Source organism: Methanimicrococcus hacksteinii (genome assembly GCF_032714515.1).
Classification (GTDB): domain Archaea; phylum Halobacteriota; class Methanosarcinia; order Methanosarcinales; family Methanosarcinaceae; genus Methanimicrococcus; species Methanimicrococcus hacksteinii.
The window spans coordinates 54,865-72,482 of the sequence record NZ_JAWDKC010000013.1; the positions used below are offsets into that span (position 1 = coordinate 54,865).

The window sequence follows — 17,618 nt, forward strand, 5'->3', positions numbered from 1 at the left end:
TGTCATAAATGATAAAGAGGGGAATTTTATGAGTTGGGTTAAAAAATTATTTTCAATTCTAATGATTTTGCTATTGGTAATGAGTTCTACTGTCGTATACGCTGAGCCGGTTGATTCTTCACCAGAAATCAAAATATTATATGTCGGAATTGACAATCACAATCCTGACGGGTCAACATCAGAAGGAACAGTTCATAAATATTGGAAATATTTCATGGATCCGTCATCAACAACTAATTCTTATGGCCAAAGTTACTTTGACCCGAAACCTGAAGGTTTTGAAAATATTGTATTTGACTTTGTTCTTGCTTATGCACCTGATTACAGTCCCAGTTCTGAGCTAAAAATGCTTGCTGACAATGATGAATTTAAAAATTACGATGTCATTGTTTTCGATATGGTTTCTTTTTACGAATCTGATATTTCTATTGAAAACGCATTAACAAACGCAGATAAAGAAGGAACGGTTTTAATTGCTTTGCGTGGAACAGACATTTTGCCGAATTTATTTCAAACAGATGAAGTTTTAGATCGCATTGTTTCTTGGGATTTGAATTTGGTAGATGACTTTGATTCACATCTGTCAGGGATGATGCGATGGTCCGATTCTTTTACTTTAACTTCTGTTTTTGTCAGAGAAGTTATCAAATATTCCGATAAATCAAAAGATTTGAAAAATATAAAACCTTTAAATATTCTTTATATCGGGTATGATTTAAAGGCCGATGATGAAGCTGTGGATAATTCGGAAATTATTATGGGGGCAACACATTTTGATGCTATTGTAAAGAAAATTGAAAAGACTGTTTTTTCAGATGCTATTAATATAGATTCTGCTTCATATGGCATTTTTTCCACATCCATTTGTGATCGAGGATATTCTTATGCTGATGTTGAAACCAATAAAGAAAATTGGTCAGTTGACAATTTCCGGCAAAATATGCTCGAACAAAATCTAAACATTGATGACTATGATGTCATTTTCTGTGAGGGATTTTATTTGCAGGAAATGGTTGATAAATTTAATGAAGAGATTTTTTCTAAATTGAATTCTGATGTTTCAATTTTATTTGAAGAAAGAACTTACAGCAAAGTGTATGGCAATAAGGCGCATTCTTACAATTTGAGAACTTTGGCAAACATTGATATTAGTGATGTTAATGGAGCTAAATATGTTGCTATGACATTACTATCCGACCCAAAAGGCACCCCTCTCGGTTTTCTTGAGTTCTTGATTCCTGCTTTAAATGAGGAATATCAAACTGTTCTTTATCATGACCTTTATCTTTACTACCCTTCAGGCCTTCTTTTCCATCCGGCATATCCCGGAAAATATTTTGAAACTTTTGAAGACTATAAAGCATGGTATGAATCCAGTTACCATGTCAAATTAGATGCTAATGGAGATCCAAAACCATATATCGGCGTTTTCGGCTTTTATAGTGTATATAAATCCCAATTAACGGAATTAACGACATATGTTGAAGCTGAAGGGTATAATGTCGTGGCCGGGTATGATCCTGCATATGATGAAATGGATACTCAATTTGTCAATGCCGACGGCAGTTCAGCGGTTGCGGCTTTCATTTCTATGAAAAATTGGGCAATGAATTACTGGAGCCAACCGGAAGGTGTCCGTCAATTGGAAAATTTAAATGTTCCGGTTATCAAAGCAATCGGCAGTTCCGGCTGGGGTGAAACAACCGGATATGATGAAAATTCCGGTATCCCTGCAAGCACATTTACTTGGATGGCTTCTTCTTCAAATGTTGACGGTATGATTGATTTCATCGGGTATAATGCTGAAAATAAACAATGGATTGCCGAGCGTGCAGTTGCTTGGGCAAATTTAAATGCAACCGACAATATCGCGAAAGAAATCGCAATTATGTATTACAACTACCCTCCCGGTAAAGAAGAAATCGGCGCGAATTATTTGAATGTTATGAGAAGTTTGGCCGGCGACGGTGCGAAAGAAAGAGTTGCCGCAGGAAATTCGGATATTGCAATTTCAGATCCGAATTATGAAGGTATTCTTCGCGAATTAAGAGATCAAAATTATAACATCAGTTTTGATAATTTACCGTATGTAACACTTGAAAATGGTGTTTACAAATTCGATTATACAGTTAATGATGAATCATTAATTATGAATGAAGAAAATTTAATTCGTTTGATTTACAACCAAGGCATTAATGTCGGAGCATATGCACCAGGTGTTTTGAATGAAATGGTTCGTCAAAGAATCGAATTCATTGACAATGGCGGCAATCCTGACGATTGGTGGGGTGCCGAATTAATTCCGGTCAAAGATTATTTGGAATGGCTTGAACATGAAACCACGCCGACGGATGAATTAACCTCTTTCGGTACTCCCGGGAATGGAACAATGGATTCTTCACTTTATGATGAATTAATCAAAACTTGGGGGGTTCCTACTGTTGACGGTGCAATTCCCGGAAAAGATTCTGAGTATGAATCTTGGGGCGGTATGATCTGGAATGATGAAAAAGGTGAAATCAATTCTCTTGCGCCGGGTATGAATTATATTGTTATCCCGATGGTCAAAATCGGTGACAATGTTCGACTTATGCCTCAGCCGAACAGAGCACTTGCAAGTGATAAAGCTTTAGATTCTTCCACTTATCACAGCGGCGATTTGCCACCGACACACCAATATGTTGCTTTCTATTTCTGGCTTAACCGTGGAACCGGTGACAGTACCGGCAGCGGTGAAACCGGGGTTTACGGCAGCGATCGGCACTGGAAAGCAGATGCGGTTATACATTTTGGAACGCACGGGACGCAGGAATGGCTTCCGGGGACCTCTGTCGGTCTTTATAGAACGCACGATTGGGGCCCGGTTTTGCTCCCGAATCTTCCGAACATTTACCCCTACATTATTGCAAATGTCGGTGAAGGATTGACGGCCGAATACAGGGGAAATGCTTTAATCATTTCTCATATGACGCCGCCGATGGTCAAAACAACGGTTTATGATCAAATCATTGATATGGAAACAGCTATACGCGGTTACCAAAAACAATCGGCTACCGGGATCGGCGACTCTGAAATTCTGGCGGCCTATAGAGCTATCATTATGGAAACGCTTTTCGAAATCGGATGGGAAGATGCATTCTCAGGTCAGTTTAATTCGTATAAAGAAGTGATCGTATCTGATAAAATCGTAATGAATGATGGAAAAACACGTGCAAATACTAAAAGTGTAACAAATGAAGACATTCAATTTTATTTAACGACAAATAAAGTTGTCTTTGATACATTTTTGGAAGATTATTTGCATAATTTTGTCGAAGCAATCCGTGAAACCAGTTTATCATACGGAACACATGTTTACGGTGATTTTGACAGTAAGCAAGTTATTCCGATGGTTTGGAATATGTGGAGTCGTCAAGGATTGGAAGATGTATTTTTGGATACATATTTCAAAGACTTGAAAGATGCAGGTGTTACCAGCATTCCTTCGACAACAAGTGTTAATTTGGACGAATTGTTTGGAGACAAAACATATGATGCAACCGATTTCGAATCAACTTACACTGAAGATAATATTTCCGATTTCGTTGAGATGGCTTTTGCGTCCGAAACACCTTCCGCTGATACAATCCGTTCCGCTTTAAGGGCTGAATTCGGTATTGAGAATGAAACTTATGAAAATCAGGTTATTCTTTTCCTTCTCGGCCCTGCCGGCTACATAACGATGAGTGATGTGGCAATCGGTGCGGATAATTCTGCAAAAGCAGAAGCTGTTGTCGATGCTTGGAAAAGAGACGGTATCTACGATGAAATGGTCGGCGAATTCTTTGAATTTTATCATTACTTTGAAGTTGCTGCACATTTAAGAACACTTGATGAAACACCTGAAAACAGCAAATATCGCAGTTCAAACATGGAGTATCTGGACATGGATAAAATGGAAACCCAAATGGTTACCTTTGTAAAATATGTTCTTGATAATACTCCAGCAGGGTTAAGTCCATCATACAGTGTTATTGAAAAAGGATTATCCAACACAGTCGGTGATAAAAATGATTTTTCCAGATATTGGTACAACGAACAAATGGTGCATTATGTACGCGGTAACAACCGTGTCGATTATGTTGAAAATTTGAGAGCTGTCGGTGATTCCGAGATGAGTGCATTAATTAATGCTCTCAACGGCGGTTATATCTCTCCGTCTTCCGGTAATGATCCTGTTTTAAACCCCTATGTTTTACCGACCGGCCGCAACTTTGTCGGCATTGATCCTTCAACATATTCAACGCCGGCTGCATGGAGAGTCGGCCAAGCGATGGGAGAACAATTGTTGTCTGATTACTACAGCAAATATAATGAGTTCCCGACAACGGTTTCGTTCCAAAGATTCGGTGTCGATTTCATTCAAGATGAAGGAACTTTGGAAGCATGTCTCTTCTATTTGCTTGGGTGTGAACCGACATGGAGCAGTACAGGCACTTTCACCGGCGCAAAACCGATTGTCGCTGGTGATGAAAGTTATGAAGAAATGTTTAAATTGACTGTCAAAAACAAAGCCGGAAAGGAAGTTACCGAATATCGTCCGCGTGTCGATGTCGTGTACAACAGTGCCGGTATGAGGGACGGTTACGGAAGCATGCTCCGCTATATTGACAAAGCTGTAAAAGCTGTTAATAATCTGGATGAAACCAAATCCGGCGGTTATAAAGATGCGAACGGTGTTGTCAACAATGTCAAAAAGAATGTCGATGAATTAATTGCATTAAACATTCCCAAAGATATTGCAACTGCGCGTGTTTTCGCACAGGAACTCGGCAATTACGAAATCGGAACCGGTAACTTAATCAGTGCCAGCGGAAATTTACCCGACCCGAGCGATCCTGAATATGAAGCGAAATTGAAAGAAATCGCTGACACATATTTGACGAAAATGGGTTTCCTCTATACGGAAGACAACTGGGGACAAAGCTCTGAGGCGATTACGAAATTGCTGCAGACGCTTCTCGGCAGAACGGATGCCTCCATCTTTGCCAGCGCGGGCAATCTTTACGATTCGGTTGATAATGATGATGTTTTCCAGTATTTCGGTGTCATGAACATGGTTTCTTCCATGTATGATGAAAACGGCAATTATATCTCCGGATCTGAAAATTGGAAGACGCCTGAAATGTATATCGCTGACACGAGCAACATTCACCAATACAAAGACGGCAAAAAAATTGTCTACACCGCTGCCGAATACATCCAAAAAGATCTAGCTGCCCGTTATTTGAATGAAAAATGGATTCAAGGACAAATGGAAGCCGGTTACAGCGGCGCAACTATGATGGCCGAATTCATTGAAAACTTGTACGGATGGTCTGTTATCAGTAACGGAAATCTCATCGGCGAAAGCACTTGGGACAAAGTCTTTGAAATGTATACAAGCGATGAAATGAATTCTTGGCTTTCGCACACTTCCCCGTATGCGCTGCAGTCGATAAATGCCAGAATGGTTGAAGCGATGAGAACGGGAATGTGGTCGCCGAATGTGGAAGGGTTAACGCCGGAAGAAGTTGCTGATGTTTTGAAGGCACAGCAGGACAAGATGGATCAGCTTATCGAAAACTACGTTAAATCCGTTCTTGAATCCGGTGTCGCCTGCTGTCACCACACTTGCGGCAATCCGACTTTTGACAGCTTCGTTCAGGGAATGCTTCAAACGATTTCTTTGGATGTTTTGTCAGACGAAGAAAAAGAAAAGTATCTCGAAATTGTCAAAGATGCGACAGAACCGCCGAAAAAGCTTACCGAAAGCAAATCTTCGGGAACAGGTGTCGGCATGGCGTCTGTTATTGAACTCAACGCTGACCCTGATGCCGGAGAAGATGAAGAAGGCGAAGAAGCACAGTCCGCTCAAAATCCGGGTGTCGGCCTTGACGGCACCGAATCCGGGACACCGACAGATGTTTCCGGTTTTGAAATGACGATTTCAAGAGTGGCATCTTCAGTCAGAGATTTCATCCAAAATCCGACTTTCTCAACTTCAAGCATCATCGCCATCGCCTTTGTGGTGTTGGTGGTCGGCGCCATCTTCTACGGTTTCAGAAGGAAGAATGTCTGACGAAATGAAAAGTTGATGAAATAAAATGAAAAGTTAAAAAGGACTGCCGGGGTTTTCCGGCGGTCTTTTTGTTTTTGATTTAGGGTCACGAGTAGAATAGAGGATTTTCTCTTACAATCTTTAAGATTTTTTGATATAAATCTTCATTCCTATAATTATACCTAAATTCACATTCTTTTAAATGGAGATAAAAATACTTTTTATTCACTCCCCTATGCCTACTCATTCTGGTTTTAGAATAACCCCAAAATCCTTCAATCCCATTAATATGACTTTTCCCATTTACAAATTCATCTTTTCCATGATTCACTCGATAGTGTTTATCATACCCGACATCTACCAATCCATCATATCCATGCCAATTATCTGAATAAATAACACTATCAGGTTCAATTTTTCCTCGGATTATTGCTTGTAATGTTGCTTTAGAACAATCCGGGACAATTTCGGCATAGACGTTTCCGTTCCTTTTTTTCATCCCAAAAACAATCGTTTTGCTGCCGGCACCACGTCCACGCTTTCCTTTTACGCGTCTCGGGCCGAAATAAGATTCATCAACTTCAATCTCTCCTTGAAAAGGGGATTCTGCTTCGCAGAATCCGGCAATCCGCTCGCGGATTGCCATGAGATATCTGTTAACTGTTTTTCGTTCTAAATCCACAATTTGGGATATTTGAGTTGCATCCAGATCTAAAGCAAAAAGCTTTACAATTTGTCTAAATTTGGCTTCAGAAATTTTCGAACGATTTGCATACTTATTTTTCATTAACAAGATCATGATTTGAACACCTAAATAGTTAGTTGTTCTACTCGTGACCCTTGATTTATTTGCTTGTGATTTATTTCTTTTTGATTTATTTCTTTTTGATTTATTTCTCTTTTATATTGTCCGATTTAACTTCCTTTTCCGAATTTTAAGCAAAATTTATAATTTGTCACGGTTTTTAATTATCGTTTTCGCAGTTCTGCCAACTTTTATATAAGATAACATTCTATCAAGAATTGCACAATTTTACTTGATTTGAGAAATATCATTAACCTCCAATCCCGATTTTCTCAAATCGCACGATACCAATCGACCGGAAGAAGCAGCCTCTTGTATTCTTCTTTTTTTTCAAAAATTGTGCCGGGTTTTATTTTCATCTCATAAAATCCGTACAAAACAAAAATACACACACAAAATACAATTTCCGCTTTCAAATTTGACTTGAAGAAGCATTTTCGCCCCCCGATTATGCGTTGAAAGCAATTGTAAACACGAGCAAAACGGCAGCGGTCCTGTCCCCGTTTATTCAGGCGGCTGCCGGGATGCTTTCTTTTATTTCACTTTTAAAGTTATCGTTTTTGTAAAAATAGAATCCGTTAAATCAGTTGAGTGTTTTCACTGAAACGGCAATAACGAATAAATATTTGTCAAAGGTGTTTATTTATTTTATAAAGCCGTTTATTTATTATTCTATGCAGGAAGGTTAAAACATGAGCATAAGCATTCAAGCTGAAATAAAACCCGAAATTTTATCTTGGTTAGTGAATCAGACATATGTTCAAAAAATTAAACCCGAAACTTTTGAAAGATTATTGGATTGGCAAAACGGAACAAAAAAACCGACCTTTAATCAAATTGTTGACCTGAGCAATGAAACAAAATTGCCGCTCGGATACTTTTTTTTAAATCATCCGCCTGCCGAAAACTATCCGCTTTTAGAATACCGGACAATCAGCAGCAAAGATTTCGAAGAGCCGAGCCGGAATTTGGTGGACACAATTAATGATATGGAAAATATTCAAGACTGGATGCGGGAGTATTTAATCAATTCCGGTGAAAGCCCGTTGGATTTTGTCGGGTCTCAAAAAAATAATAAAAATGCGGTTGAAGTTGCCAAATCGATAAGAAATCAGTTCAATCTTGAAATGAATTGGTTTGAAAAAAGCAAGAATGCCGAAGATTCTTTTAAAAGAATCCGTGAAGCGGCACAAAAATACGGAATTCTGGTGATGAAAAGCGGTATTGTTCGGTCCAATACACATCGAGCTTTGGATAGTGCGGAATTCCGCGCATTTACATTAATAGACGAATATGCGCCGCTAATTTTTATAAATACGAATGATTCCGTAAATGCCCAATTATTTTCTTTGCTTCATGAAACCGCGCACATTTGGTACGGCAGAGACAGTGTGTTTAATGACCATACCGGAAATCAAAAACAAACAAACAGTATTGAAGTACAATGCAACGCGGCGGCAAGTGAAATTTTGGTTCCGAATGATATTTTTCTTGAAAAATGGGCCTGTTCGAATGAACCGAGTCCGGAATACATCATTTCCGAGCTGTCAAAATATTTTAAATGCGGTACTGTTGTCATTGCAAGAAAAGCGCTTGATTCCGGTTTTATTGAACAGTCTGTTTACAATCAAATTTTTGAAAACGCGGTTGAGCATTATTTAAAAATAAAACAGCAAAAAAAGGAAAAAGCCGGTCACGCTTCTCATATTAACACACTGGCATCCTATATTGATAACCGCTTTTTAGTATCTCTGGCAGACAGTGTCCAAGAAGGGAAAACACAATATACAGACGCCTTCAAATTGACACATACTACTTATAATAGTTTTATTAAAGTGACGGAAACAGCAAGGAGCCGGAATGAGCATGACTGATGCATACTTAATTGATTCCAACGCACTGATTGCTCCTTACCGCAATTATTATCCTTTCGATCTGGTTCCAACTTTTTGGGAACAAATGAAATATCACGTCGAAGCCGGAAATATTGCAATCTTAGATCTTGTTAAAGCAGAAATTGAAAAAAACGATGACGATTTAGGCAAATGGCTGAAAGAAATCAATATCAAAAATTTAGTACAATACAAAAATCAAGACATTGTGAACAGTTACGCTGAAATCATAAAATATATTGAAGAATGCGGCTGTTATGAAATAAATAAAGCTCTTGATCAATGGAACTTGCCGGCAGCAGATCCTTGGCTAATTGCAGCAGCCTGTGTTTATGGTTATACAGTCGTTACATTTGAGCTGCCGAACAACAATTTAAGCCCTGCCAATCAAAGCCGCAAAATCAAAATACCCGATGTTTGCCGTCCTTTTGGTATTCAATATTGCAATTTGTATGAAATGATGCGGGAGCTTTCCATTAAGCTTGGATGAGCATCGTTTTTGTCTTTGTTTTCAAAATAAGATTCTGTTTTTAAATTATTTTTCAAATTCATATATGGGATTTTTTTAAATGAAATAAAATAAAATCCCTATCCCGGATTTCATCATCTTTTCAAAAATGCAGCGTTTCGCACGCGTCGCCGCATCTCATTCTTTTTCCTTCCTCATCCCAATCGGTTTACAAAAATTTTGCTCGCTTCGCTCACAAAATTTCAGGGCGGGGGGAGGGCGGCGTTTGCAGAAAAATTGCTTCGCAATTTTTTACGGCTTCGCCTCCGATTGGAATTGGGTGTTTGCAGAAAATCGCTTCGCGATTTTTAGGCGGCTTCGCCGCGGTAATACAGTACACAATACAGAATAAGCAGGCTGCACAGCAACAGTTACTCTGTCTTTTCTTTCCGCATGCCGATTGCCTTGCATCTGCGATTGGCACAAAACTCCAAAGCGTCTTTTCCCTGCTCTTTCACGCGGAACAAATTCCAGCCGCAAATTTCACATTTTTGATCAAGAACCGTCATTCTGCCTTTATTCGGCAGCGATTGCGTATGACCGCACGAAAGCGTGCATTTCAAAAATCGTCCGTCTTTGTACTCGATGAGCTGCATCTCGCCTTCTTTGCAGCGCGGGCAGCTGCCGACAACTTCGGGCGGATTGCAGGTTACGTTTTGGTCGCAGTTGAAGCAGGGACCGATGCCGACGGCCCATTCGTATTTTTTCCCGACATCCAAAACCGCGGCGCCGCCTTTGGGGCAATTCTTGGTTCTTTGAACAGTTATTGCGCCGGTTTTCGGCAGCGAATATGTTTGAGAACAATCGGGGTAACCGACACAGCCGACGAACCGTCCGTTATCCGTTGTCACAATTCGGAGCGCGTTTTGGCAGGCGGGGCAGACACCGATATAATTTTTCTTGTCGGTTTCGGCGGCTTCTGTCTTGATGCTGCCGCTGAGTTTTGTGACCAGTTTGTCTTTGTTTTCCGTTAAGTCGGCGTACATTTTTTTAATCAATTCTGTTCCGGTCGACACGGCTTCGTTCATCGTGATTTTGCCGTCTTCGACCTGCTGAATCAATTCTTCCACCTGCGCGCGGATTTTCGGGCGGATCACAATCGGGACCGAATCGTCCAAGCTTTCCATCAGCATATAGCCGGTGTTGAGGATGGACAATGTTTTGCCTTTGGCTTCAAAGTAGCCGCGTTTTTTGTTTGTTTCAATATGTGTCGGCGCGGTTGCTTTTGTTCCGATGCCGTTTTTGTCCATCAGGGTCAGCAGTTCGGCTTCGGTCAGCTTTTTGGGCGGCGCCGTTTTGGAAGCGGTGTTTAAAATCTTTTTAACGCCTGTCGTGTCGCCTTCGCTGATGTCGGGCAAAAACTTGTCGTTTTTCGTTTCAAAATCGTAAATGTCAAGCCAGCCCGAGAATTTCTTGATGGAGCCGGCGGCGTCGAAGAGTTCTTCTTTGATTTTCATCTCAAGCTTCGTCTTTTCAAAAACGGCGGCAGGCATTAAATTTGCCAAAAAGTGGCGGCAGATCAAATCGTAAACCACATAAGCGCCGGGGAGCTTGATCATGGCTTCCACTGTTTCTTTCGAAGCGCCTTTGATCGGGTGAATCGGCGGGTGGTCTTTCGCATCTTTCGGCCCGTTCTTGGATTTGATGCCGGCAGGCGCGGACACAATTTGAGAAACGGCTGTCGTGTAATCTTTGTTTTTGGCCAAATCGGCTAAAATCACTTTAAAATCAAAATCATCGGCATACTTGTTTGTTTCCGTTCTCGGGTAACTCGTCAAACCCGACAGGTAAAGCTGTTCCGCAATTTCCAAAGATTTTTCCGGACTGATGTTTAAAAACGCTGACGCGCGCTTTAAAAATTCCGTCGTGTTCAGCGGAAACGGCGGCGCCAAACTTTGCTCGCGAATCGTTTTCTTGTCAACGAGCGCGGTTTTTTCACCTTTAATCCGCGCCATGATTTCGTCGGCTTTTTCCTTCTCGGGAATGTGGCCGGCGCGGTGCGTTCCGGTAAAAATATTGCCGTCGGCGTCAAAGTCTGCCGTAATTTTCCAGAAATCTTTCGGCTTGAATTCGCGGATTGCTTTTTCGCGCTCGTAAACAAAACCGCAGGTCGGCGTCTGACACGGGCCGATGGACAAAATTTCCTTCGTAAATGCTTTTTCGCGAACCGAAAGCGTCACATAGCGCGTAAAAGCGGCGCCCATTTTCAAATCCAGAATCTGGCGGGTTTCGGCAGCCATTGCCAAAGCGGCATCCGGCTCTCCCGGATTGTCAAAAGCTTCTTCAATTTCTTTTTGAGAAAACGTTGAGTAGCGGGCGCGTTTAATCGGCACTTTTGCGATGCGTTCGGCCAGTTCTTTTGCCTCAAAACCGATGTTTTCGCCTTCGCGGTCATAGTCGCAAGCCAAAATAATTTCTTCCGCTTCTTTGGCAAGCCGTTCGATGACAAACGCGAAATTTTCTTTCGTCACCAGTTTAATCGGCGAAATGTCCAAAAGATCTCCGGGCGGCACGCCTGTCCAGCTGTTGTATTCGGCCGGGAAATCATAATTCATAATGTGGCCGGCAAGTCCCGTCACCGCCCAGTCCTTTCCGTCTCTTTGGAAGCGGTAGACGGCAATGCCTTCAACAGATGTCCGCTTGTAATTGCCTTTTCCCAAAATATTGGCAATTTCTTCAGCCGCTTTATTTTTTTCCGCAAATGCAACGATTGTCATTTTTTACGCCTCTTTAAACCGCGTTTCAATAGTCGTCGGCCAAATTAAAATCCAAAATGCCGGGTTTCATCGTTCGAAAATCAACGAACGGAACTTTCGCAGGGTTGGGCACAATATTGACTTTCTTCTGAAAATCCGTTTGTGCCTGCCAGGTGCCCGAATTGATGAGCAGAATATTTTTGTAATTCTGAATGCCGATGGTATGAACGTGGCCGCAGTGAATGATGTCGGGAACTTTGTCGATGATCAAATAATCTTTCTTTTCAGGTGAAATCATGACGCGGCTGCCGTAAGTCGGAGCAAGGTGGCGGCGTTTGACCATTTCAACCATTCCCGTTGTCGGTTCCTGATACGACACGCCTTTGATGCTTGCGACCATGTCGTCCATGGAGCAGCCGTGGTAAATCTGAACGCAGATGCCGTCTAATGAGATGACGGCCGGATTGCCGACAAACGTGACGTTTTCCGGAAACATTCTTTGAATTTCTTTCGGAAAAGTAATCTGAGGCTCGGCGCGACGGACGGCATCGTGATTGCCGGGCGCGATGATGACATGAATATTCTGCGGAATTCTGTGGAAATATTCCGCAGTCACTTCGTATTGTCTCATTATTTCGGGAATTTCCAGGTCCAATTCCTGTCCCGGATAAATACCGATTCCGTCAACGATGTCGCCGGCAACGACGATGTAGCGGATTTCGGAAGCCATTTTCTGAAGCTGCGGCATTTCCGATTTGCCGTTTAAGAAATCCAGAAAGATTTCCCATTCTTCTTTCATAAATTCCTTGCTGCCGACATGAATGTCTGATATGAAAAGCGCGTATCCTTCTGTTCTTCTGCGGTTGGAGAAATAATTGTTCGGAACGTCGGGCTGCGTGATTTTGCTGCCCATTAAAATTGTTCCTTCCGGCGTCAGGCTGCCGGTGATGCCGACGATTTCATCCAGCACGAGTTTTTCGGCTTCTTCCATCAAATCGGTGTCTCTTTGGTTGATTAATACGGGAAATGTTCCGGTCGGATCTTCCAGCGTTAAGATAAGATGCTGATTTCCGGTGGTGGTTTTTTCCGAAACCATTCCGATGATTGTAATTTCCGTATTTCCGTCCCGCGATAAGGGTTTGACATTTTTTCCTTTGGGCAGGCTTTCAATCGGACGGGCGCTGACGCGTGAGCGGATCATTTCGCTGATGCGGGTGTAGCGGTCTCTAAAGTATTGAACGAATTGCGTATATTCGCCGACGCTGGTTGTTTTTTCGGTCACGTCTTCCAAAATGTCAACGGGATTGTCGTCAAACGGATATTTGTAAACAAAAGAAGGCTCGTCTTCGACGGCGGCAGCGCTTGTGTTTGTGTTTTCTCCGCCGTCGCCTGCCGGCGGCATTTTCTTTTCCAAATCCCGGACAATCGCGGTCAAATGTTCGGTTTCGATGACAAAAACGGAGAGATCGATTTCGGAAAAGATTACCGGCAAACAGTCTTCGGAAAGGCGGCAGCCGACCAGATAGTCAACGGCTTCTTTATTGATCATGAAGCCCGCATCGGATGCTTTTTCTAAAATAATCGTCTCATTCATTTTGACCGCTCGATGTTTTTGATTTCCCGGATGATTTTCCGGAAAAACTCTGTAAAAGTCTTGCTGAAAAACTGTTCTTTGAAATAAATACCCTCTGATTCTTTTTAACCGTTTTTGAAACGGTTTAATAATTCGGATCTTTCATTTGAACGTTTCATTTTGTTTCATTCGGGTCTTTCATTTGAATGGTTCATTTTGTTTCATTCGGATCTTTCATTTGAGCATTTCATTTTGTTTCATCCGGATATTCATTTGAGCGTTTGATTTTGTTTCATTCGGATATTCATTTGAGCGTTTCATTTTGTTTCATTCGGGCGTTTCATTCTTAAGAAACTTATTTATCATTTTGTTTATATTTTGTCTGCAGAGCTTTATTTATTTTCATTTAGTTTTATTTTTATTTTATTTGCAGGTGAATTCATGTGGGATAATGAACAATTAAAAGGCTTGGCAAAAGATGTCGGTGTTGTTTTGGGCATTGTTGCTGTCTTTTTGATTTTCTGTTATGCTGTTTTCGGCTTATGGACGCCGATGTATGTTGTGTCTTCCGGCAGCATGGAGCCGAATATGAATGTCGGCGACATTGTTTTTGTCAAAAGCGTTGACCGGACGGATATTGTGACTTGGCAGGAGGCCGAAAATATGTCCGACCCGCGCATTAAATTCAAGAACCCGGGCGATGTCATTCTGTACAGGCCTTACGGCAGCAATCAACGCGTTCCGATTATTCATCGGGCCATGTATTATGTTGAAGCGGGTGAAGAAATGTGGCCGGGCGGACCGACAGCGCCGCATGCGGGATACATTACCAAAGGCGATAATGCGCAGACGAATACATTTTTGGACCAGCAGACCAGCATTATGCCGCAAACGCCCGTTAAAGAAGAATGGATTATCGGTGTGTCTCAATTTAAGATTCCGTATATCGGAAAAATTCGTTTGCTGTTTTCTAAATGAGACGGTTCGTCTCATTTAATTCTCTTTTTTCATTTTGATTTTCTTTTCCTCTTCTTATTGTTTAGTGTCCTCTTCTTATCGTTTGGTGTCTGCTGCTTATTGTTTCATTGCCTTTTGTTTTCATTGATTCCATTTCTGTTTTTGTATATTTTTGAATAGTTTCATTTCGCTCGGGCAGTCTTTAAATTCTATAACCGCCGTTATTTTTCAAAAACAAATATTTTACAGAGGTCGGTTTGTGGCGGCAAAAAAATCAAAAGGGGTTCCGGCTTGGAACAAAGATCAAAAAGGGGATTCTCAGACGGCGGATATCCGCATTCCGACAGAGTCTTTGCCGCTTTCCGATCCGGTTAAATCTTTTTACGCAGAATCCGGAATTCTGCAGCTGTACCCGCCGCAGTCTAAAGCGATTTCAGCGGGGCTGCTTGACGGGAAAAATATTTTGATTTCAATTCCGACGGCTTCGGGAAAAACGCTTCTTGCGGAACTTGCGATGCTGAAGAGTTTGGAAGATCACGGCAAATGTTTGTATGTCGTTCCGCTTCGGGCGCTGGCTTCGGAAAAGTTCCGGCGTTTCTCGGAATTCCGGGACCTCGGATTCCGGACCGGCATTTCGACGGGCGATTTGGACGAGCGGGATGAAAATCTCGGCGACCATGATATTATTGTCGCGACATCCGAAAAAGTGGATTCGCTGATCCGCAACGGAACGCATTGGCTGAATCAGATTTCCGTTGTTGTGCTGGACGAGGTTCATCTGCTGGACTCTCCCGGACGCGGACCGACGCTTGAAATCGTGATTACAAAACTTCGGAAACTGAATCCGAAAATGCAGATTGTTGCGCTTTCGGCAACGATTCATAATTCAAAGGAGGTCGCCGACTGGCTGAAAGCGGAATGCGTTGTCAGTGATTGGCGCCCGACGAAGCTTTATGAAGGCGTTTATTTCGACGGCGTTTTTGAAGGCGAAGTGGTTCACACCAAAGAAAAAACGATGAAAGAAATCGAGCTTGTCGGCAAAGGAAAAGACGCCGGCGTTTCTCTGGCGGCCGACACGATTCGGGACGGCGGCCAGTGTCTTGTTTTTACCAACAGCCGCAAAAACGCGGCGGGCTTTGCCAAAAAAGCGGGGCCTGTGATTCAGTCTTATCTGACGGTTTCCGAACAGGCGGAGCTGCTGGATTTGGCGTCTGCCGTCACGGACCGGAGCGACACGGATGCCGCCAAAGTGCTGGCTTCCTGCATTCGAACGGGGGTTGCTTTCCACCACGCGGGACTGTCTTCCGATCAGCGCGAGCTGGTTGAAAAGTCGTTCTTGGCGGGCAAAATCAAGCTGATCGCCTCCACGCCGACGCTGGCGGCGGGATTGAATCTGCCGGCAAGGCGCGTGATTATCGCGGCCTGGCGGCGTTATGATGCCAACGACGGTATGCAGCCGATTCCGGTCATGGAATACAAACAGATGGCCGGGCGTGCCGGGCGGCCGCATTTGGATCCTTTCGGCGAGTCGGTTTTGATTGCTTCCAAAGAAGAAGATGTTGAAAGACTCACCGAATTTTATATCGAAGCCGAACCCGAGTCGGTCGAATCCAAATTGGGCGCCGAAAACGCGCTTCGGACACACGTGCTGTCAACCGTTTCAAACGGGTTTGCATCGACGCGCGCTCAGCTGCTGGATTTCTTTAAAGATACTTTTTTTGCTTATCAAAAAGGTCTTCTCAGTACGATTGCACTTAAAACCGTTATTGACAAATGTTTGGATTTCTTAATTCAGGCGGATATGTGCCGGGAAGATTCCGGCGATTCGGGGAACACGAGCGGAAATTCGAACGGGAATTCGAACGGGAATGCGGCGGCAAATGGTGTTGACGAAGGCCCTGCAAGCCCGTTTGTGACGGCGGACAAATTCAATTCGTTAAAAGAGGCCGACGACTACCCGCTGTTCGCAACGAAAAAAGGGATTTTGGTTTCCAAATTGTATTTGGATCCGCTGTCGGCTTCGGTCATTTTGGAAGACATTCAAAAAGCGGAATCTGCGGGAATGAATTTGACGGATATCAGTCTGCTTCATTTAATCTGCAAAACGACTGATATGCCGCAACTGTACATGAAAACAAATGATTATATTCCGGTGACCGAGTTTGCCGCCGAAAACGCCGAACACATTATTTCCATGCCGCCGACGAAAAACGCGGCGGAATTTGAATGGTTTTTGGGCGAACTGAAAACCGCGATTTTGCTTTACCGCTGGATTTCAGAGGCTCCCGAGAATGAAATATCCAAGGAGTTTGATGTCGGCGAAGGCGACATTCGGCAGTTCTCGGAAACAGCGGGCTGGATTGCAGGTGCTGCTTCCCGTCTGCTTAAGATGAGCGGCCTTTCGTCTGCCGGCCTGTTTTCCGACTTGGAGCTTCGGCTTCAGTACGGTGCAAGCATTCAGCTGCTCCCGCTTCTAAAAATTCGCGGGATCGGCCGTGTCAGAGCGCGCCGCCTTTATAATGCGGGTTTTAAATCTAAGGAATCGTTTGAGCCGGCCGATTTCGAGACCGCTGCAAGATTGATCGGCCCGAAAATCGCGCGTCAGCTTTTCAATGAAATCGGAATTGATGTCGGCGGTTATGTCGTTTCGGATTCCAAAAACTCGAATTCGGATTTCGGGGGGGAATCGGGATCGGAATCCGAATCTCCTTCTCAGGTTCAGAAAAGGTTTGACGACTTTTTCTGATCAGTTTTTGTTTTAGTTTTTTTTGGTTTTGTTTTTGTTTTTTTGGTTTTTGTTTTTTTGGTTTTTGTTTTTTTTGGTTTTGAATAAATCCAAACATCGGTTTTGGAAAATCATCCAAATCAGAACTCCCGATAAAACCCGAAAAACAATGTCCCAAGAGAAGTTCAAGCAAAAAACGGAGTTCATATTTTTGAAAATTGAGAGAAGTCGATGTTTGTTTTTTCTGAGATTAATTGAAAAACCAAAACGGCCACCTCCAACAACGCGTTTCGTGAGCGAAGCAAGTGTTAGGAGGAGTTGAAGATTGGCCCCATGAATTCAACGAAAACACAATGCGGCATTGTCATTAAACTTTTTTAAAA

The 17,618-nt window shown here is 42.6% G+C and carries 8 protein-coding genes; 5 read left to right on the forward strand and 3 right to left on the reverse strand.

All coding sequences use genetic code 11. The features are described from left to right. The first annotated feature begins 79 nt into the window (after nt 1-79). Complete coding sequence (locus MmiAt1_RS04110; protein WP_318785635.1) at nt 80-6,100, forward strand: cobaltochelatase subunit CobN; 6,021 nt, start codon at nt 80-82, stop codon at nt 6,098-6,100. 85 nt (nt 6,101-6,185) lie between these two features. On the opposite strand, the gene MmiAt1_RS04115 is transcribed toward MmiAt1_RS04110, so the two are convergent. After that, a complete protein-coding gene (locus MmiAt1_RS04115) occupies nt 6,186-6,866 on the reverse strand; it encodes an IS1595 family transposase (protein ID WP_318785681.1) in 681 nt (226 codons plus the stop codon). Between the two features lie 710 nt (nt 6,867-7,576). Here MmiAt1_RS04115 and MmiAt1_RS04120 point away from each other — a divergent pair. Both MmiAt1_RS04120 and MmiAt1_RS04125 read left to right on the forward strand, forming a co-directional pair. After that, entirely contained in the window at nt 7,577-8,758 is a 1,182-nt protein-coding gene (locus MmiAt1_RS04120) for an ImmA/IrrE family metallo-endopeptidase (RefSeq protein ID WP_318785636.1), read from the forward strand. Next, the gene (locus MmiAt1_RS04125; RefSeq protein WP_318785637.1) at nt 8,745-9,266 is read left to right on the forward strand and encodes a DUF4411 family protein; all 522 of its coding nucleotides are present in this window, start codon (nt 8,745-8,747) and stop codon (nt 9,264-9,266) included. The genes MmiAt1_RS04120 and MmiAt1_RS04125 overlap by 14 nt, the downstream gene beginning before the upstream one ends. A 389-nt stretch (nt 9,267-9,655) precedes the next feature. On the opposite strand, the gene MmiAt1_RS04130 is transcribed toward MmiAt1_RS04125, so the two are convergent. Beyond that, nucleotides 9,656-12,001 carry a DNA topoisomerase gene (locus tag MmiAt1_RS04130; RefSeq protein ID WP_318785638.1) on the reverse strand — a complete coding sequence of 782 codons (2,346 nt, stop codon included), beginning with the start codon at nt 11,999-12,001 and terminating at the stop codon, nt 9,656-9,658. A 25-nt stretch (nt 12,002-12,026) separates the two neighbouring features. After that, nucleotides 12,027-13,574 (reverse strand): DNA-directed DNA polymerase II small subunit, encoded by a 1,548-nt coding sequence (locus MmiAt1_RS04135; RefSeq protein WP_318785639.1) that lies wholly within the window; start codon nt 13,572-13,574, stop codon nt 12,027-12,029. Between the two features lie 420 nt (nt 13,575-13,994). Here MmiAt1_RS04135 and MmiAt1_RS04140 point away from each other — a divergent pair, with 420 nt between their 5' ends. Further along, a complete protein-coding gene (locus MmiAt1_RS04140; RefSeq protein ID WP_318785640.1) occupies nt 13,995-14,531 on the forward strand; it encodes a S24/S26 family peptidase in 537 nt (178 codons plus the stop codon). 238 nt (nt 14,532-14,769) lie between these two features. After that, a complete protein-coding gene (locus MmiAt1_RS04145) occupies nt 14,770-17,256 on the forward strand; it encodes an ATP-dependent DNA helicase (RefSeq protein WP_318785641.1) in 2,487 nt (828 codons plus the stop codon). The last annotated feature ends 362 nt before the right edge of the window (nt 17,257-17,618 follow it).

What these genes read in the sequence shown, in the direction of transcription:
- MmiAt1_RS04125 (WP_318785637.1), top strand. Translation starts at nt 8,745, where the DNA reads ATGAGCATGACTGATGCATACTTAATTGATTCCAACGCACTGATTGCT.
- MmiAt1_RS04135 (WP_318785639.1), bottom strand. Translation starts at nt 13,574, where the DNA reads ATGAATGAGACGATTATTTTAGAAAAAGCATCCGATGCGGGCTTCATG.
- MmiAt1_RS04130 (WP_318785638.1), bottom strand. Translation starts at nt 12,001, where the DNA reads ATGACAATCGTTGCATTTGCGGAAAAAAATAAAGCGGCTGAAGAAATT.
- MmiAt1_RS04115 (WP_318785681.1), bottom strand. Translation starts at nt 6,866, where the DNA reads ATGAAAAATAAGTATGCAAATCGTTCGAAAATTTCTGAAGCCAAATTT.
- MmiAt1_RS04110 (WP_318785635.1), top strand. Translation starts at nt 80, where the DNA reads ATGAGTTCTACTGTCGTATACGCTGAGCCGGTTGATTCTTCACCAGAA.
- MmiAt1_RS04120 (WP_318785636.1), top strand. Translation starts at nt 7,577, where the DNA reads ATGAGCATAAGCATTCAAGCTGAAATAAAACCCGAAATTTTATCTTGG.
- MmiAt1_RS04140 (WP_318785640.1), top strand. Translation starts at nt 13,995, where the DNA reads ATGTGGGATAATGAACAATTAAAAGGCTTGGCAAAAGATGTCGGTGTT.